General features: G+C 40.5%; 19 protein-coding genes. 13 read left to right on the top strand and 6 right to left on the bottom strand.

Annotation, left to right across the window (positions count from 1 at the left end):
• Window positions 1-811 precede the first annotated feature (811 nt).
• The 3 genes from ACSQ2E_RS12805 to ACSQ2E_RS12795 all read left to right on the top strand — a co-directional run bounded on the left by ACSQ2E_RS12805 (window position 812) and on the right by ACSQ2E_RS12795 (window position 3,434).
• Window positions 812-1,654, top strand: coding sequence for an STAS domain-containing protein (locus tag ACSQ2E_RS12805; RefSeq protein WP_435991048.1), 843 nt, complete (start codon window positions 812-814; stop codon window positions 1,652-1,654).
• 180 nt (window positions 1,655-1,834) lie between these two features.
• A complete protein-coding gene (locus tag ACSQ2E_RS12800) occupies window positions 1,835-2,815 on the top strand; it encodes a ring-cleaving dioxygenase (protein ID WP_435991046.1) in 981 nt (326 codons plus the stop codon).
• Between the two features lie 13 nt (window positions 2,816-2,828).
• Entirely contained in the window at window positions 2,829-3,434 is a 606-nt protein-coding gene (locus ACSQ2E_RS12795; protein WP_435991044.1) for an alpha/beta hydrolase, read from the top strand.
• 64 nt (window positions 3,435-3,498) lie between these two features.
• Here ACSQ2E_RS12795 and ACSQ2E_RS12790 read toward each other — a convergent pair whose 3' ends face one another.
• Window positions 3,499-4,419 carry a hypothetical protein gene (locus ACSQ2E_RS12790; protein ID WP_435991042.1) on the bottom strand — a complete coding sequence of 307 codons (921 nt, stop codon included), beginning with the start codon at window positions 4,417-4,419 and terminating at the stop codon, window positions 3,499-3,501.
• A gap of 189 nt (window positions 4,420-4,608) precedes the next feature.
• Here ACSQ2E_RS12790 and ACSQ2E_RS12785 point away from each other — a divergent pair, with 189 nt between their 5' ends.
• Both ACSQ2E_RS12785 and ACSQ2E_RS12780 read left to right on the top strand, forming a co-directional pair.
• A complete protein-coding gene (locus ACSQ2E_RS12785; RefSeq protein ID WP_435991040.1) occupies window positions 4,609-5,679 on the top strand; it encodes a bifunctional transcriptional activator/DNA repair enzyme AdaA in 1,071 nt (356 codons plus the stop codon).
• 128 nt (window positions 5,680-5,807) lie between these two features.
• On the top strand, window positions 5,808-6,413 hold the full coding sequence (locus ACSQ2E_RS12780) for a YitT family protein (protein WP_435991038.1): 606 nt from the start codon (window positions 5,808-5,810) through the stop codon (window positions 6,411-6,413).
• 298 nt (window positions 6,414-6,711) lie between these two features.
• On the opposite strand, the gene ACSQ2E_RS12775 is transcribed toward ACSQ2E_RS12780, so the two are convergent.
• Complete coding sequence (locus ACSQ2E_RS12775) at window positions 6,712-7,488, bottom strand: MBL fold metallo-hydrolase (RefSeq protein WP_435991036.1); 777 nt, start codon at window positions 7,486-7,488, stop codon at window positions 6,712-6,714.
• Window positions 7,489-7,636: 148 nt separating this feature from the next.
• On the opposite strand from ACSQ2E_RS12775, the gene ACSQ2E_RS12770 reads away from it, so the two are divergent.
• Entirely contained in the window at window positions 7,637-7,957 is a 321-nt protein-coding gene (locus tag ACSQ2E_RS12770) for a TIGR04104 family putative zinc finger protein (protein WP_435991034.1), read from the top strand.
• Window positions 7,958-8,002: 45 nt separating this feature from the next.
• Here the strand turns inward: ACSQ2E_RS12770 and ACSQ2E_RS12765 are convergent, their stop codons facing one another.
• On the bottom strand, window positions 8,003-8,896 hold the full coding sequence (locus tag ACSQ2E_RS12765; protein ID WP_435991032.1) for a glycerophosphodiester phosphodiesterase: 894 nt from the start codon (window positions 8,894-8,896) through the stop codon (window positions 8,003-8,005).
• 195 nt (window positions 8,897-9,091) lie between these two features.
• Between ACSQ2E_RS12765 and ACSQ2E_RS12760 the strand changes: the two genes are divergently transcribed.
• From ACSQ2E_RS12760 to ACSQ2E_RS12735, 6 genes are all read left to right on the top strand, one after another.
• Window positions 9,092-10,096 carry a DUF3231 family protein gene (locus ACSQ2E_RS12760; RefSeq protein WP_435991030.1) on the top strand — a complete coding sequence of 335 codons (1,005 nt, stop codon included), beginning with the start codon at window positions 9,092-9,094 and terminating at the stop codon, window positions 10,094-10,096.
• A gap of 251 nt (window positions 10,097-10,347) precedes the next feature.
• Window positions 10,348-11,145, top strand: coding sequence for an alpha/beta fold hydrolase (locus tag ACSQ2E_RS12755; RefSeq protein WP_435991028.1), 798 nt, complete (start codon window positions 10,348-10,350; stop codon window positions 11,143-11,145).
• Window positions 11,146-11,364: 219 nt separating this feature from the next.
• A complete protein-coding gene (locus ACSQ2E_RS12750) occupies window positions 11,365-12,123 on the top strand; it encodes a YwaF family protein (RefSeq protein WP_435991026.1) in 759 nt (252 codons plus the stop codon).
• A gap of 62 nt (window positions 12,124-12,185) precedes the next feature.
• Window positions 12,186-12,761 (top strand): glycerol-3-phosphate acyltransferase, encoded by a 576-nt coding sequence (locus ACSQ2E_RS12745; RefSeq protein ID WP_435991024.1) that lies wholly within the window; start codon window positions 12,186-12,188, stop codon window positions 12,759-12,761.
• A gap of 11 nt (window positions 12,762-12,772) precedes the next feature.
• Window positions 12,773-14,383, top strand: a complete 1,611-nt coding sequence (locus ACSQ2E_RS12740; protein WP_435991022.1) for an aminotransferase class V-fold PLP-dependent enzyme — start codon at window positions 12,773-12,775, stop codon at window positions 14,381-14,383.
• Window positions 14,380-16,233: an LTA synthase family protein gene (locus ACSQ2E_RS12735; RefSeq protein ID WP_435991020.1), complete on the top strand. Its 1,854-nt coding sequence runs from the start codon at window positions 14,380-14,382 to the stop codon at window positions 16,231-16,233. Before ACSQ2E_RS12740 ends, ACSQ2E_RS12735 begins: the two co-directional genes overlap by 4 nt.
• Window positions 16,234-16,338: 105 nt before the next feature.
• Here ACSQ2E_RS12735 and ACSQ2E_RS12730 read toward each other — a convergent pair whose 3' ends face one another.
• From ACSQ2E_RS12730 to ACSQ2E_RS12720, 3 genes are all read right to left on the bottom strand, one after another.
• Window positions 16,339-16,686 carry a hypothetical protein gene (locus ACSQ2E_RS12730; protein WP_435991018.1) on the bottom strand — a complete coding sequence of 116 codons (348 nt, stop codon included), beginning with the start codon at window positions 16,684-16,686 and terminating at the stop codon, window positions 16,339-16,341.
• A gap of 129 nt (window positions 16,687-16,815) precedes the next feature.
• Window positions 16,816-16,995 (bottom strand): ATP-binding protein, encoded by a 180-nt coding sequence (locus ACSQ2E_RS12725; RefSeq protein ID WP_435991016.1) that lies wholly within the window; start codon window positions 16,993-16,995, stop codon window positions 16,816-16,818.
• 10 nt (window positions 16,996-17,005) lie between these two features.
• The gene (locus ACSQ2E_RS12720; protein WP_435991014.1) at window positions 17,006-17,494 is read right to left on the bottom strand and encodes a LytS/YhcK type 5TM receptor domain-containing protein; all 489 of its coding nucleotides are present in this window, start codon (window positions 17,492-17,494) and stop codon (window positions 17,006-17,008) included.
• 436 nt (window positions 17,495-17,930) lie between these two features.
• On the opposite strand from ACSQ2E_RS12720, the gene ACSQ2E_RS12715 reads away from it, so the two are divergent.
• A complete protein-coding gene (locus ACSQ2E_RS12715; RefSeq protein ID WP_435994528.1) occupies window positions 17,931-18,788 on the top strand; it encodes a YitT family protein in 858 nt (285 codons plus the stop codon).
• The last annotated feature ends 117 nt before the right edge of the window (window positions 18,789-18,905 follow it).

Below are 18,905 nucleotides of genomic sequence, written 5' to 3'. Positions count from 1 at the left end.
GGAGTTGCCTTTTTCTATTTATTACTTTCTTAACCTGCCTGTAAGTTCGGGCAATGGTGCACTATTAACGCATATATTGGAAATGGCTGAACATAACGAAAAGGGATGAAGGAAAATCGGCTTGTAGAGTAATAAAGGGGAAACACAGAGTTAAAAAGAGTGATCTTCTGCTTTAACACTTTGATTACTAAACTTTGTTTCAAGTATTTCGAGTATCTTTTCTTCGGAAAATCCTGTGATCATCGTTAGATTAAGTAAACTGGGCTTAAGACTTATTGTCTCACAAAAATAATAGGCACTTTGGATAGCAAGTGTTTCGATACACTTTCTTGTCAGCTTGTTATTCATTCTCTCATCAGCTCCCAACTATTTTGACATATGACTAAGTAGTAAGAATACGACATCATTTTAAGATTAGAGGTTGGTTTCTAATAGGAGATCCCTATACATCAAAATAGTATATCGAGACATACCCTTGCTGTCTGTTTCTCTGCTAATACCCCCATTATACACTTTATATTGTGAACTGTAGAGGGTATTTACAAAATAGTGTAATATTATTTGAAAATATACACTATTCACACTTTAATGTTTTCCCGAAAATTGAGTCGCTTTCTTGCCCTGTAACCATGTATTTATTTCCGGGATATCCTCTAAAATGACATTGTTACATGAATGTGTTATATATTAGAAGGAGATATAAGTTAGTTTTGAAAAATTTCACTTGGAGTATGATTTCCCGACTACTCATAACGTCAGATAGGGATGAGGAAACGGAACATTTTGATGGATATTATAGGAGGAATCATACATGCATAGAAACAAAGAAGTACATACATTTTTATTGAGCAAGGCTCGTCAATTGACAGATGAATGGTATGATACATTAGATAAAAATAGAACTAGGGGGGTATACTCTTCCACCGATCCAAAAGTAATTGAAGCTTTGAAAAAGCAAAACTTTGATTTCCACGGAATCCTCTGTAACGTATTTGCGGAAGATAGAGAAACGTTTAGTAAGAATATTGACGAATGGGTGTTAAACCTGGCGAATGATAAGGAACATTTAGATACGCCCACCCATTATATCCTCAAGGAATTTATGAGGGTGAGAAATCAATACTTGGACTTCATAAAAGAATATGCCGATTCTCATTTGGATGAGGGCATATTTGACCAATTCAATTTATGGAGCAAAGTCATAATAGAAGCATTTGACCGGGTCATGATGCGTTTTGTGGAGTTACAGTCTGAAGTTGTGGAACAGCAGCTCCAGAATCAGCAGGAAATCATAAATGAACTAAGCTCCCCCCTCATCTCTTTGAATTCACATACGGCTCTGTTGCCTCTTGTAGGTAACATCGACCCTTCAAGGGCGGAACTGATCTTAGAAAATGCCTTGGAACAATGCGTGAAGATGGAAGTTTCTCAATTGTTCATCGATTTATCAGGTGTCGTATTAATTGATACGATGGTAGCCCATCAAATTTTTCAGCTGATCGATGCACTTCAATTGATTGGGGTCAAACCAATTCTTTCCGGACTGCGACCTGAAATTGCTCAAACGGCGGTTCAACTTGGATTAAACTTCGAAAACCTCACTATTACATCAACATTGTCTCAAGCTTTAACGATCAAAAACAATGAAGCATAATCAAACAGATTAAAAGCATCCTAACAGCGTGTATGGATGCTTTTTTTTATTTCCAGTTCGTTCCCTTTCAAAATAATATGAAGTAATAAAAGCTCTGAAATGAAATATCTTGAATTGAAGATAAATATCGTGTATGATACATCTATAAGGTAATACTATCTCTTAAGGAGTGAAAAAAAGATGAACCTAAAACCATTAAAAGGGCAGCATCACGTTTCTGCCATAACAGCAAATGCAAAGAAAAATTATGAATTCTATACGAAAACCCTGGGATTAAGACTAGTGAAGAAGTCCATAAACCAAGACGACACCTCTGTATATCATCTCTTCTATGCGGATGAAAGAGGAAATCCAGGGACGGACCTTACATTCTTTGAGATTCCACATGCAGGAAATACGTATAAAGGCACGAATAGTATTTCATTGACGGCTCTAAGAGTGAACACAGATGAGTCATTGTCCTATTGGAAACAGCGTTTTGAAGAGCTGGGCGTCGATCATGACAATATTTCTCATCACACCGGCCGGTCTACTTTAAGTTTCCGTGATTGCGAAGGTCAGCGGCTTATGCTGGTATCTGATGAAAAGAATGAAGGAATACCCGGTGGGAAGCCCTGGGATAAGAGTCCGGTTCCAGTTGAATATGGGGTTGTCGGTTTAGGTCCTATCACATTAACCGTCGCACGTGGGGAGAGCACGGCGGCTGTACTGAAAGATGTTTTAGGCTTTAAAGAGACCGGAAGCTTTCCTTCGGATATAGAGGGCCAGGCAGATATCAGGGTATTTGAAACAGGTGAAGGCGGAACCGGTGGAGAAGTGTATCTTGAAGAAAGAAATGATATCCCCCAGGAAAGACCGGGAAGGGGAAGTGTCCACCACGTGGCATTCAGGGTGGAAGACGAAACTGAGTTGCAAAAATGGATAGAGTGGATTACAGAAAACCGCCTGCCGAATTCAGGTTTTGTGGAACGTTACTATTTCCGTTCCCTTTATTTCCGTGAACCAAATGGGATTCTATTCGAACTAGCAACAGATGGTCCGGGCTTTGAAACTGATGAAGACTTCGATACTTTAGGACAAAATTTATCACTTCCACCATATTTCGAAGCCCAAAGAGAATCCATTGAATCGAAATTAAAACCATTGGATACGAAAGAATAAGGAGGACAATTTCTTGAAACATATCTTTAAGCAAGGAAACAAAGAACTCCCTACACTTTTGTTGCTGCATGGGACAGGGGGAGATGAACGCGATTTACTTCCCCTTGCCGAGATGATTGCACCTGAAGCATCCGTCCTAAGTGTGAAAGGGAACGTGGATGAAAATGGAATGGCCCGGTTTTTTGCCCGCTTACAGGAAGGGGTCTTTGATGAAGAGGATTTAATTTTCCGTACGAATGAATTGAAACGATTCATTGATGAAAGCGCGAATGACTATGAATTTGACCGTGATCGTGTCGTTGCCCTGGGCTATTCAAATGGAGCAAACATAGCGGCAAGCATGATGTACCATATAAAAGACTCATTAAAAGCTGGTATCCTGTTTCATGCCATGGTACCAAGACGCGGGATCGAATTGCCGGATTTATCTGGTACCCGAGTCTTTATTGGTGCCGGTAAGCGCGATTCCCTTATACCCATGAATGAAACAAAGGAACTTGTGGAAAACCTGAAAAAGGCACACTCAGATGTTACTGAGTTTTGGACAGATGGAGGGCATGAACTTCGTCGTGAAGAGGTGGATGAAGCGAAGAAATGGTTTGAAAACAATTTTATGTGATTGTAGAAAAACTCCGGAAGACAATTGTCTTCCGGAGTTTTTTGTGGAGTACAATAGAAGAATCCTATCTTTCAAAGGAAATCATATGATATGCCTGGAAGACTCTTAACATTTCAATGGTCAAAATTCCCCGCCATTCCATTTCCGCAACAGGCCATGTTTCTTCGTAGTGCCCAAACCAGGACCAGGTGGGCTGCCAGAACCCGTCATGATGCTGAGATGCTAACTCCTTACTCAATTGTATGTTTATGACATCCTCCAATATCTTATAAAATGGTGATGAAGGTTCACTTGCCACCTGAAGCGGTTTTGCCACATATTCATTCCACTTCTCGGGATCCGTGCAAACCGTTTTACGTACATTGGTCGATAGGATCTTGAATAAAGTGGATTTTGTATTCCCACTCACTTCATTTAACAACCTTTCGTAACAGAGGAAATCATGCATATCGATAGGCTCGATTAATAAAGTAAGTTCACTTACCGCTTTTTCCGTCCATTCTTGAAGACGGGGATGGTCCGGTTGAAAGCGGTGGAAATATCCTACGATCTCTGCATTCGGATTTGCCCAGGTAGTTTGGACGCCGCAATGACCTCTCTTAGGATCGAAATGCCACCATGGTGCGTGAGGCACTGAATTGACCTCTTCGGGTACAGCATTCCAGCCTTCATTTTCTTCATCGTATTCGTTCTGTAAATAATTCATAGCCTTTTGGACGATAGGATGACTGGCGGGGAGTTTCAATTCCTTCGCCTTTTGTAACCCGATGGTGGTAGCAAGGGGGGAGGAGCTGTCCAGGCGAAAGTCAGGTTCGATTGACCGGCCGAATCCCCCGTCTTCATTTTGATAGCAAGATAACTCATGAATGGCTTCCTCTTTACTTCCTTCTTCAAAGTGAAAGTTGAATAATTTCTGTTCAAGCGGCCTTGCATTCTGGCGGATATAATCTTTTGCCTTTTTCCATTGCTCTGGGGAAAAGTTCATATGAAAAACTCCTTATTTAAGCATAATTGGTTATAGTAATAGATTATCTATTCGCAAGGGGAATCCCTGCTTATTTCGTGAAAAACTCTAAGGTCCGTCCCTCAAAAAAATTGATGCCTGATTTTCGGCGGCATCGTTTTATAATGTATGTATAATAGGATTATGAGAAGGATATAGGGGGACTCGAGGATGATTTCGCTTAAATTACAAACGGAGTATTATATGGCATTGGTAGACAAGAGAACGGACTATGAGGGAGTATTTTATGTCGGCGTGAAAACAACGGGAGTGTTTTGCCGCCCTTCTTGTCCAGCCAGAAAACCGAAATTTGAAAACTGTGAATTCTTTCAGACAGCAGAGCAAGCGTTGCTTTCATCTTATCGTCCTTGTAAGAGATGTAGACCATTATCACACCCGAATAGTGTATCGGAAGTGGTGAAAATGTTAGTGGAGGCTGTAGAGGAAAATCCGGAGAAACGTTGGAAAGACAAGGATTTTCAGCAATTATCGGTTGATGCTTCCACTGCCCGGCGCCAATTTAAGAAAAGATTTGGTATGACATTTGTTGAATATGCGAGAGCACGCAGGATGGGGCTGGCCATGAAGGAAATTAGATCTGGTGCCAGAGTCATTGACGCCCAACATGTAACCGGTTATGAATCAGCAAGTGGATTTAGAGACGCTTTTTCAAGAATCATGGGGTATGCACCAGCTTCTTTAGATCAGCACACTCTTGTTTTAAAAGCAGCTTGGCTCGATACAAAACTTGGGCCAATGATCGGGATTTCTGATGAAAAGGCACTATTTTTATTAGAGTTTGTTGACAGGCGTGGGCTGGAACGGGAAGTGGAAAGGTTGAGGCATAAAACAAAGTCAGCGATCATCCCGGGCACATCAGAGCCACTTCGTTCCATAGAAAAGGAACTGAACGATTATTTTAATGGGAACTTGTCAGCGTTTAATACACCTTTGCATATGAGTGGATCTTCATTCCAAATGAATGTATGGAAGGAGCTTAAGAGAATACCAATTGGAGAAACAAGGTCATATACCGAGATCGCCCAAAATATTGATCATCCCACAGCCGTACGTGCAGTGGCAAAGGCAAATGGTTGTAACCAGCTCGCCATCATCATACCTTGTCACAGAGTGATCAGGGCAAATGGTGATCTAGCAGGATATGCGGGAGGTCTTAACCGGAAAAAATGGCTGATAGAGCATGAACGGAAGGTGGCAAATAAGAAGGGTCAGGTATTATGATGTACAGCAGATGGATCCTCATATGTGAGGGGTTTCAATGCATCCGTAAATAAATAGGTGTTGCAGATTCTGCTAAGAGCTACTAGACTATGACATAGAGTCTTAACAGAATCGGGAGCAATGTACATATGGGTGTGTTGAGAAAAGTAGTTATTTTAGGGTTCGCATCAACCCTACAAGGTTTGGCTATGGCAGTGTTTTTGTTTCCCCACTTCATCCCTTCCGGTGGTGCAGCAAGTGTAAGTGTGTTATTAAACTATTTACTGCATATCCCGTTTGCGGTTACCTTGTGGGTGATGAACGCGTGTTTATTGGGTGCCGCTGTGAAGTGGCTGGGGAAGGGAAATGCCTTCTGGACCATGTATTGCGTAACAGTCACATCAGGGGTGGTGGATGCTGTAGATCCATTTCTGACGGGTACGGTTTCATTTGTATTTGTGGACCTTCTCATTGGAAGTATCCTTTTTGGAATCGGGGTCGGAGTCCTTTTTAGGATGGGTGCATCGTCCGGGGGAATGGACATTTTAGCCCTAATCATTTCAAAGCTGAAAGGACACTCACCGGGAAAGACGTTATTCGCAATAAACGGCAGTGTATTACTGTTAACAGGGATCGTAGTGGATGTGAAAATCATTCTATTCGCCATAACGTGTCAATTCATCTCTACAAGAATCTTGGATATCATCATCAAGATCGATATCAGGCGAAGCCTTCCACATGTCGAAAATGTTTAAATGAAAGAGGCTGGGACATAACTAAATCCATTTCTTCTAAAGGAGAACAATCATAAATTAGTTAGGATTGCTTGCTACACCGCTTTTGATTTCCGTGCAAGACTTCGCTTTCCTCGGGCGGAAGGGGGAAAGCGAGCACCTGTAGCGGAAATCAACCACTACTTACTGCACCTTCAAGCCACGATGTTTACGTAAACATCCAATGAAAAATCCGAACGATTTCGATTTTCAAAAAAGAATTTCGAATAATCGTTCGGATTTTCTTTCAACTAAATACTTTTGTCCCAACCTCTTTCATTTAGGATATTTCTCTGATGATTGATTTGATGGTATGTGTAGGGGAATTTTCAAAGAAAGAGATGTATTGAAACATCTTGTTTTTCGGCAGGAGGTCTTTACGTATTTCTTTGGCTGATTTCCCCTCCTGGTGCGCTTTTGTGACGGAATCCTGGAGACGGAGAAGGTAATCCCGTTTCTTCTCGAGCAGCCTTCTACCGTGCTTCAGGTACCCTTGATGAGAACAATACACCTCTTCGAAGGAATACATCAGGACTTTGTTTATGGAACGAATCAGTTCCGGCACCGATTCGAACGAGAAGTTAGAGGTGGGAGAATGAAATAAATACAAATCTCCTGAGAAGCAAATGCCTTTTTCTTCATCGATAAGGACAATGTGATCTTCAGCATGGCCGGGTGTATGGACGATTTGAAACGAATGGTGTTCGGTCTCAAGTGTAGGTTGCTGAAGGGACAAAGGATGAAAAGATGGCCGGTTATGCCAAAACATGGCCCGGTAGAAAGGCAGTTTGGTACTTTGATTGCACTTATCGACTCCCTGGGGATGAATCCATTGAGGGATCGAATAAAATCGTTCTATCCAAGCACTATTGCCGGTATGATCTTCATGGTGATGAGTGTGTATGACCCGTTTGATGGGAAGCTCTTTGAAGATAGTACGCACTTCGTTTTTCATACTATATGGTCCTGTATCTACAAGAACATCATCGACTTGAAAAATATAAACGGGCATTTTATGACCAAACGTTTGAACGCTTAATTTGAATGATTGTATCAACGCAGTTACTCCTCATGAATAAGTGTTATAGTACAATATTCGGATAAAATATGGAAATCCCTGCTTGTATCTACATCTTTTCTAGGGACGGACCTCAAATATCATCTATTACTCGTATGCCGGAAATGGTAAACTAGAGAAAAAGCAGTTGTTTGACATAGGGGGCAATGTTTTGCAGAAATGTAATGTATGTAAAAATCAATTTCAATGGAAAGAGTTATTATTTTCAATTTGGGCTTCATATAAACCAATTGAGTGCAATCAATGTGGAAAAAGGCATGCAATCAATTTTGTCTCAAAATTCATTGTTTCCTTTCTGATTATCGTACCAGCTGTAGTGTTCGGTTTAATGATTGCACCTGCCCAAGGGCTATCGAAACCGGTGACATTCGGCCTCATAGTTCTCATGGCGTTTGTTATTTCACTTTTCCTCCCGTTATTCGTTAAATATGAATATAAGCAAAGATAAATATAGAGAGCTGCCTATCATGGCAGCTCTCTTCTGTATTATTGACTATTTCTTCTTCATTTCTTTTAACACTTCTTCTAACCGATCAGGATAGTTAGTAAACATCCCTGTCACTCCCCACTCAATCAACCTTTTCATATCTTCTTTTTCGAGGACAATATAAGGATGGATAAGAAGATCATGCTCACGCACTTTATCTACATATTCTTTATCGATTTTCTTAAAACTCATTCCAAGACCAACGGCATATTCTTCATAATGGTCAAGCTCTTCGTCTGTGATGGTTGCATCCTTCTTATAGTCAATTAACTGGACAAGGGGGATGTTTGCATTCATTTCATGAACTTTTTGTAAGCTTGCTTCACTAAAGGACTGAATGATCACTTTGCTGGAAGGGCCGTTCTGTCTAGTCAGATTATAGTCTTCCAATGTTTTAAGTAATTTCTCCTCCATGCCGGGATATACTTCAGGGGACTTTGTTTCAATATAATAGTGTTTGTCCTTCCCGAAATGTTGTAGGACTTCTTCAAGAGTCTGTACTTTAAGGTCTTTATATTCTGACTTAGCCTTCTCTGGGTACATTTCATTGAACCAGGATCCTGCATCCAATTCTTTGATTTGATTCAACGTATAGTCCTTAACTAGTCCGGTCCCATTGGTTGTTCGATCGAGTGTTTCGTCATGCATGGCAATCAATTTACCGTCTTTTGTCATTTGCAGATCAAGTTCTATGTAATCCCCGCCCATTTCGTCACCTAATTGATAGGATGGCAGCGTGTGTTCCGGGGCGTAACCTGATCCACCTCTGTGGGCGATGTTCAGAAATTTGTTGTCATTCATTGGTGGGTGGCCTGATTGCGCAGAGGCAGTCTGAACCGTACCGGCTCCGATCCCTATAATTGCTGCTGATAAACAAATATTTCTAACTAGTGTATTCATTCTATTTTCTCCCTTCTAATTTAAGCTCATCTAAAGGATATAAAATGAATGTAAATGGAAATGGAGAGGAATGAAAAGGGTATATGAAGATTGTATGAATGGAATATGACAGCTGAGGAGAAAGACGCAAGTCCAAAGATCGTAGAATAATTTACAACATTAGGAAAACACTATAAAAAAAAGAAAAGGAGTCGTATGATGGAGAATCAGGACATCAGATTGACTACTTCGGAAGTCTCCGCTTTGTGGACAACATATATTAAATGCTCGGCAATGAATTGTTTTTATACTCACTTTCTTACGTATCTAAAAGATGAGAGTATTATATCCCTCATTGAAGACAGCTTGAACACAAATGTTGAGACGATGAGTGAAATCGAGAAATTATGTGTTTCAGAGGGATTTCCCATTCCCTCAGGCTTTACTGATCAAGACGTGAATACTTCTGCTCCTCCTCTGTACACGGATATATTTGCTCTCAGCTTTGTCTATCGGGGAGGACAGGTCACAAACAGTCATTTTACCACAATAGTAGGTTCGGTTGCCCGTTCCGATGTGTATGACTTTTTTGAGAAGTGTCTGACGAAATCTCTATCCCTTTATAAACGATCACTTCAACTGATGTTGGAAAAGGGGATCTATGATCGTCCGCCAAAAATAAATTATCCCAAGTCCATTGAATATATCGCCCATCAGCCCTCTTTACTGGAAACCTGGCTTGGGGAAACAAGACCTCTTAATGCATTGGAACTTAGCGAATTATTTTTTGTGATTGAGCGGAATTGTATAGGCATCATATTATTGAAGGGTTTCATACAAACGTCCAGAGACAAGGAGGTAAAAGAGTATCTAAAAAAAGGGAAAAAACTCAGTGAAAAACAAATTACAACATTCAATCACGTACTGGTAAAAGATGATGCTTTCCCCACTTATCCTGTCTCTATGGAAGTGACAGCTTCCACTATAGCGCCATTTTCAGAAAAGCTGATGCTGTTTTTTATTTCATCCTCTAATTCAGTCGGCCTTTCTACGTTATGTCACGCCATCACCATGACGACGAGAAAGGACTTAGCCGTTCATTACATGCTGTTTGTGTCAGAAATCATGAAATATGGGGCGGATGGTCTTAAGCTTTTAGTTGAGCGAGGGTGGATGGAGCAGCCTCCACAGGAGGAAGACCGAAAAGACTTAAGTAAATAAAATAGTATCCTTTCTATCATCACAAAATGTTCGGAATTTCTTTTGTTTCTAAATGACAAAGAACGTATGGATAGGATAGAATATAAGATACATTAAGGTAAGGCTTCAAAAGCGTTGAGACTATCATGTGATTGAATCAAAAATACGGGTTCCCTATAAAGAAGATTCTAATAGAAGGAAAGCGGTGCTTGATTGATCACCTGATACACTCCAAACTTTTGGTAGGTTGTGCTGTTTATAAGGAGAAATGGATGCTAGAATACATCGTACATCAGGGAGTCGGCAAAGAGTATGTGGTTTTCCTTCATGGAATCGGAGGGACCTCAAGTATCTTCTGCAAACAAATGGAAACCTTTAAAAATCATTATAACGTAGTGACGGTTCACTTGCCTGGTCATGGTGATTCACCAGGGGTTGATACATATAATGAGCCATTCACAATCAATTTAATTGTTCGTGAGATCGTAAAAGTCCTGGATGAAATTGGGATTAAGCAAGCCCACTTTATCGGGATATCTCTTGGTTCAGTGGTTATTCATGAACTGATGCAACAAGTTCCAGATCGGGTGCAAACGGCCGTTCTTGGTGGTTGCATTACTCGTTTTACTTTACTTTCAAACACATTGCTGCAGGCGGGGCATGCTATCAAAGGCATGATTCCATTCATGTGGTTATATAAATTATTCGCATACGTCATGATGCCCAAAAGAAATCATAGAATTTCGAGGAAGTTATTTATTAGGGAAGCAAAGAAAATGAAACGGAAAGATTTTCTGGGGTGGTATCAGCTCACTCCATTTGTGAAATCGACATATGCCTCTGTACAGGAAAGGGCCTCCCACATCCCGAAACTGTACATTACCGGAAAAGAAGATCATCTGTTTGTCCGTTCGCTTGATGAAGATACAAAAGGAGATCCTTCGGCAATGAAGGTATTCCTTGACGGTTGCGGACACGTTTGCAATGTAGAAAGGCCGACTGAATTTAATCGGCTGGCACTTGATTTCATTCATAATAAACAGGTTCTTCCACTGCAGAAGGTTCAATAACTTGCACCTCCCATTTCATAATCGAAATGGGAGATTTTTTGTGCCTGATTTTGGATTAGTAAGAGTTAATGGAATATCCATCCCGAATGTAGAGGAATAGATGAAAGGTCCGTCCCTAAAGAATGACGTATAAGAGGCTCTAAATCAGGAAAGAAAGTGGTGAAATCAAGGTCCGTCCCTTTAAAGGAGATGGAGGCATGTTGGGAGAATATAGTATAGATGGGTGTTTGTTGGGGGGGGTTTGAGGATTTGATTCGTGAGGTTTTGAATTTCAGGTATGAGGAGTATCCGTTTGAGGCGTTTTCCGGTTCTCATTTGGCAGCGATTATAGTTTCTGTAGTATGCATGGCGGGCTTATATATCTTTAGAAATCGTCTAAAGGGTAGTGCAAAGAGTTGGGTGAAATGGCTGCTGATTATTTTACTCGTATTGAGCGAAATGTCTTTCCAGGTTTGGTATGGTTTGAATGATCAGTGGGACCTAACGATAAATTTACCTTTTCAATTATGCTCGTTGTCTTTGTATCTTTGTACCTTTATGCTTATAAGTAACAATTATAGAATTTTTGAAATTAGTTTCTTTTCCAGTATGTCCGGGGCTTTTATTGCCATCGTCACACCAGAACTATTTTTTGGCTTTCCACATTTTCGGTTTTTTCAATTTTTTTCGGCCCATTTGTCGATTGTTCTATCTTGTTTGTACATGGTGTGGATAGAAGGCTACAAGTTGTCTTTCAGATCCCTGATCAGAGCATTTATGGCATTGAATGGAATCGCAGTCATAGCTTATGCAGTAAATAAAGTAGTCGGGGCAAATTACATGTTTCTAATGCATAAACCGTATAACGCAGGTCCGATCGATTATTTTGGGGAGTATCCCTGGTATCTCCTTTCACTCGAAGGGGTGAGTCTTTTATTATTTCTCCTTCTCTATGCTCCTTTTTATCTTTTAAAGAAGAATCGGAAAGGTGTAAGGTAAATATATGAAACTTTCCTTTGGTTTCATTCGTCTATTAACATATAAAGCAGGGAGCAGGTTTGATGAGTCAACTATTGATCTTAAGTGTAATCGTTTTGGTTTCTTATGGATTGGGCAGTATCACAGGAGCTTATTATGTAGTAAAATTTCTCACTGGCATGGATATTCGTAAGATCGGAACCGGCAATGTCGGCGCTACGAATGCAGGAAGATCGACAGGTAAGAAAGGGTTTTTACTGACTCTCCTTATAGACGCAGGCAAAGTAATACTGGCATTATTCTTCACATCGATACTGATTGATGGGGAGGGCTATCTGATCATAAGCTCGATATTGATCATGATTGGGCACCTGTTCCCCATTCAACTCGGATTTCACGGGGGAAAAGGGGTTGTAGCCTATTTGGCTTCAGCATTATTTCTGAGCCCATTAAGTATCGGTGTTTTCGCTATTATGATGGGCGGATTATACCTCATCATTAGGAGATACACATACGCCGGTTTTCTTTCAATGGGTACCATCCCGATAACTGCCTATATGATTGAAGGTTCATTCACTATATCTGCTGGCCTGGGGGCTCTATTTATGACGGTCCTATTGTTCCATAACCGATCCTTTCATCATTCAGTCCAAACATAGGAGGTAAGAGAATGAATAATGATACTCTACAATATAAAATTGCATGCGAACAAGATGAATTTCAACAAATAAATTCGTTAAATTATCAAACGTTCGTGGAAGAAATCCCTCAGCATGAAGAAAATGATACTTGTATGCTGGTGGATAAATTTCACGATGAGAATACATATGTGATAGCAAAAGCCGATGATGAAGTCGTCGGAATGATTGCCGTAAGGTCCGAACGGCCTTTTTCGTTAGATCAAAAGCTGAGCAATTTGGATGAGTATTTACCTGATCAAGCAGTCCCCTGTGAAGTCAGGCTCCTTTCAGTTAAGGAAGCGTATAGAAGTACAAGGGTTTTCTACCAATTATGTAACCGCCTCGTGTCCCATTGTTTGAAAGAGGGATATACTATGGCGCTGATTTCCGGCACGGTACGTCAGCTTAAACTTTATAAGCGGATTGGATTTCTCCCCTTTGCTGAACTTGTGGGAGAAGAGGAAGCAAGATTTCAACCTATGTATCTGACCCGTGAGAGCTTCGAGAATTCGACAAAAGCGTTTCAGCGCTTAATGATCCGTAAGACAGGCGCATTGACCACCCGGTCTTTTCTGCCAGGGCCAGTGCCGCGTCATAAAAGAGTGGAAGCCGCATTTAAAAGGGACGCAACTTCTCATAGAAGCAGCCCCTTTCTGCAAGAAATGGAAGTTGTAAGAGAGAGTATATGTGATATGACGGGTGCGAATCATGTACAGGTGGCAGTGGGAACGGGCACCTTATCTAATGATATGGTGGCAGCTCAGTTGAAAAAGATACAGGGGAAAGGTCTGATTCTTTCAAACGGAGAATTTGGCAACAGATTGATGGATCATGGTAAACGGTTCGATTTAACCTTTCATACGCTCGAAAAGGAGTGGGATGAACATATTACAGTGGAAGAAATCGAAACCGTCCTTCAATGTGATCCCGCTATAAAGTGGCTGTGGACGGTTCATTGTGAGACATCAACAGGTTATTTATATAATATAAGAGAAATTCTTTCACTCTGTCAAAAATATAATGTAGAACTTTGCATTGATGCATGCAGTTCAGTCGGAACGGTACCAGTCGACTTTAATAAAGTTTTTCTCGCCACCTCAGTAAGCGGAAAGGGACTAGGATCATATCCGGGACTCGCCCTCGTTTTTCATCGTGAAATAATCAATCCAAGTGCTTCAATTCCTAGATATCTGGATGTGGGCATGTATGCATTGAATGGAAGTGTTCCTTATACTCACTCATCAAATCTACTAATCGCTTTAAAAGAAGCCCTCCAGTTGATTGACTATGATGGGACCTTAAAAATCTCTAAAAATGTAAGACGGATGTTGGCCGATGAAGGGTTTCAAATCTTAGGGGATGAAGATTATTCTCCCGGCGTGATTACCATTGCACTAAATAGGGAACAGTGTAGTAGACAATTCGGAGATGCCTGCAAAAGTAGGGGCATCTTATTAAGCTATGAAAGTGAATATTTGATTAAAAGGAATTGGGTGCAGGTGGCACTAATGGGGGAACACAAAGAACGAGAGGTTTTGAATGGCATGACAATGCTCATCGAAGAACATAACAGAATGATTGGAACAAAGGTAGTGAAATGAGTAGGATGAAAGATTTCTTTTCGCGATTTAAGACAAATAAACTGGTAGGGTTTGCCCTGCTTTCCCTTTGGGTCAAAACCATTTTGGTCTCATTAATAGGGTTCAACCTCCACATAGAGACTTTTCTGGACTTATTGCTCATAGTATTAAATCCGGTTGGTTCCATAATGATATTAATCGGATTCAGCTTTTTTTTCTTTAAAAGGGTTAAGAAGATCCTAGTCATACTTTTTATGGGGATTGCAACAGGTCTCCTGTATGGCGATCTTCTTTACTTTCGATTTTATTCGGATTTCGTAACGGTTCCCATTCTTTTTCAATTTAAGAATGTGGGGGGCATCGGACCCAGCACGTTCGAACTCATGAGCCCGTGGGATCTCCTTTTATTGGTTGATATCATTATTGCAGGATGGCTGTTGAAGAAGGGCAGGGCGGCTTCTAACATCTTGCCTCGCAGATGGAAATTGACCTATATCGTAATTAGTCTCTCATTATTGGTGCTTACCATTGGAATGGGATTAATGAAATCCCCCTATTTATTTGCCGAGTCCTATGATAGGGAACAAATGGTGAAATCCGTTGGGCCATATAATTATCATATGTATGACATCGGGATTGCCGCAACGAACCCTTTTTCCCATCTACTTGCTAGCAAATCTGACACCAAGGCATCCATGCAGTATACTCAATCAACCAAGCAAGACCCTTCTGACTTATTTGGGGTTGCTGAGGGGAAAAACCTGATCTTAGTCAGCATGGAATCCACCCAGAACTTCGTTATCAATGCAAAAGTGAATGGAGAAGAAATCACACCCTTTTTGAATTCCCTTATTAAGGACAGTTTTTATTTCAATAATATTTACGACCAGACGGCACAAGGGAAAACGTCGGATGCCGAGTTTATGATTGATACCGGGTTATACCCATTATCAAGCGGGTCAGCTTTTGTGAGAAAACCGGATAATACCTACGCCAGCCTTCCACATATGCTGAAAAGGAAGAAAGATTACTATGCAGCTGTTTTTCATGGAAATGAGCGGACATTTTGGAACCGTGAAATGATGTATGAGTCCCTGGGGTACGATCGCTATTTTTCAAAAAGGGACTATACGGTCACAGAAGATAATTCAATCAATTATGGGATAAAGGACATTCCTTTTTTCCAACAGACAAGTTCACATCTTGAGAAGATCCCACAGCCTTTTTATACCCGTATCATAACGCTGACGAATCATTTCCCTTTTCTATTGGAAAAAGATGATCAATTCATTGATACAGCTTCTACGAGTGAAGATGTAGTAAACCGCTATGTCACAACGGTTCGTTACGAGGATGAAGCAATAAAGACATTGTTTGAAAAGCTTAAAGCAAATGGGATGTATAAGAATACGGTTGTGGTCCTTTATGGTGATCATTATGGGATTTCCGAGAAATACGAACCGGGTGTATTTGAGCTATTGGGTCAGAAGGATACTCCAGTCAATCATGCCAAGCTTCAACAGGTTCCCGTGATCATCCATGTTCCAGGAGAAGAGGCAAGGACGATCGACACCATTGGAGGAGAGATTGATATCCGGGCAACAATCCTGCATTTATTGGGGATAGACACAAAGAATGCTCTCTCATTTGGTCATAGCCTATTCACACGAAATGAAAATCATCCCGTTATTTTTCGTGATGGGGATTTCATTACAGATGAGTACATTTTCCAGGATAATGTTTGCTACAATAAAAAGAGCGAGGAGTCTGTCAATGATTCCCTCTGCGATCCATTTAAGGAAACGGTTAGAAAAGAGCTGAGGATGTCAGATGACATCTTGTATGGAGATTTATTGAGATTCCTGGAATAGAAAAGCAATTGAAACCCCCGGCTTAGGTGAGCGCCGGGGGTTTCTTAATATGAAACAATATGTAATGACCATAATTTTATTATGTAAACAAAAATCCGCGATCCTTTATAGTTCACCGTCAGTATGAAGGGGATAAAATCTACCATTGAAACCAATCACGTCGATATGTATGATGTGCAAAGGATCATCGAGTCTCTTATACTGTTTGCTTATACGTAAAGTGAATAGTCCCGGGGAATAGGCACCTCTTACATCAGTATACTTAATCCTCTCGGTAATATCTCCACTATCACTATTCAATTCGATGATGGAACAATCTTCATTGCAATCGATCATATACTCTTCCTGGAGCCACTTTTCAAAATCTTTTTCCGTCGGTCTGTTGAGAATCGTAACAATACTTAGTGCAACGATTACTGCCATAACAAAAAGAAACGCCAATCTTTTGTTCATTGTTCGATTCCTTCTTTCAAAAAAATTGGAAAATGCTGATAAAATCAGTTTATCACAGTTTTCGAGGGAAGGGGGGAAAACACCATAAGTAAAGAGCTTGGGCTCCCAAGCTCTTTTCAAAGATTCATATTAAGGAAGAAGCGGAAGTTTGATTATTACAACAGTTCCTTTGTTCAATTCACTTTCATATTCAATCATCCCGCCCATTTCACGAATAAGTTTATTTGTCACCATACTTCCCAATCCTGTCCCTTTGGTTTTCGTTGTATAAAAGGGTAAGCCAATCTTCTTTAACTCATCTCCGGTCATTCCCTTTCCGTTATCCGAGAAGCAAATGTAGAATTGGAATATATACATTAATAATCGTAATGTAGAAAGTTGAGTGGATTAGAAAGATAAGTGTGCTTCCTAAAAATTTGTATTGAGTCTTTAATAGCATCTTACGGAAGATCATTCCCATCACAAGAGCCAATACTGAAACGGCGATACCCACTGCAACGTACGGACCTCCGATTAAATAACGGAATATGATGACACAGCCGAGCACGATAGAACCTGATAATAATCCTGCATATATAGTTGAAATCAGGATCGCAATCATTCGTAAATCAAAATGGGTGGCTCCAAGCGTTTCGATGGGATACAACATGCACAAAAGTGCCCCAAATGATCCAACCAACCCATACGTGATTTTATGTTTGAAAATAGAATCCTGTTTTTCTTTGAATGGAAATAAGACATTTGCATTATAAGTAAAAGAAAATAATATCGTAATATTGACCAGTAGAGTTTTGATTAATGTAATCAAAGAAAAGCCCCCAACACTATTTGACTAAAGGGCCACGAAAGGCTCCCTGTCTGATAACACATGAACATACAAATATTAAAAATACTTCATTTCCTCTTTTTAGTCAAATTTCAGGGACGGACCTCTGAATTGCTTGCATTTTTAACCAATCATTTTAATAAAATGTAGTGGTGAAGCATGTTACAAGTAAGTTTGAGATCAAAAATGTGACTTGTTCCAAGGTCCGTCCCTCTCTATAAGCAGGTAATTTAGCAGGGAGAATAGAATATATAAGATATACAGGCCTTATTTTCGGGAATTGGATGATAAGGGTATGATACATAGTTTGGTGTTGCCAAGTGCATAGAATAGTTCGGCCGTTGCGTTTGAGTACGGAATAGGAGGAATGAAGATGATCGAAGGACAGGTCTTGCATCAACGGCAGCAGGTGAAGATCATGCATAAGAAAATCCCATTGAAAGAAGTGGTGAAGAGGGCGTTCCTGATTACTATAGGAGCTGTTATCATGGCTATCGGTCTTGAGATTTTCCTTGTCCCCAATCAGGTCATCGATGGAGGGATTGTCGGCGTTTCCATTATGCTCTCACACATAACAGGCATTAAGCTGGGACTTTTTATCTTTATCTTAAACATCCCCTTTTTCTTCATTGGTTATAAACAAATCGGTAAAACCTTCGCATTTTCGACGCTTTATGGCATTATCATTCTTTCGATTTCTACAACTTTTCTACATCCTGTCGCAGCATTTACACAAGATATTCTGTTGGCATCCTTATTTGGAGGCATCGTGCTCGGTATAGGGGTCGGCATGGTCATCAGATACGGAGGTTCCCTGGACGGAACTGAAATCCTTGCCATTTTATCAAGTAAAAGGCTCCCTTTCTCTGTAGGGGAAATCATCATGTTTGTGAATCTATTCATTTTAGCCAGTGCAGGCTTTGTCTTCAGCTGGGATAGGGCCATGTATTCTCTACTCGCTTATTATGTTGCTTTTAAGCTCATTGATATTACGATAAAGGGTCTTGATGAATCTAAATCCGTATGGATCATCAGTGAGTATTACGGAGAGATTGGAGACGCCCTCCTTCATCGGTTAGGCAGGGGTGTCACTTACTTAAAGGGAGAAGGCGCCTTTTCAGGAGATGACAAAAAGGTCATATTCTGTGTCATCACACGACTTGAGGAGGCAAAGTTGAAAGACATCGTAGCTGAGCATGATCCCTCCGCGTTTCTGGCGATAGCTGATATCGCAGAGGTAAGAGGAGGAAGGTTTAAGAAAAAAGACATCCATTGAGCCCAACGATATAAATACTACATTTTAATGCGCAGAATCGGCATAACTCCCGGTTTTGCTTTTTTTATGTGTGAAGTCCCACCAAGCAGAATGTGTCCCAACACTTAATAGGCTTTC

It is taken from the genome of Rossellomorea sp. LjRoot5, assembly GCF_964253455.1.
GTDB lineage: Bacteria > Bacillota > Bacilli > Bacillales > Bacillaceae_B > Rossellomorea.
The sequence above is the reverse complement of the archived record's forward strand: the minus strand, read 5'-3'. Positions and strand labels throughout refer to the sequence as shown.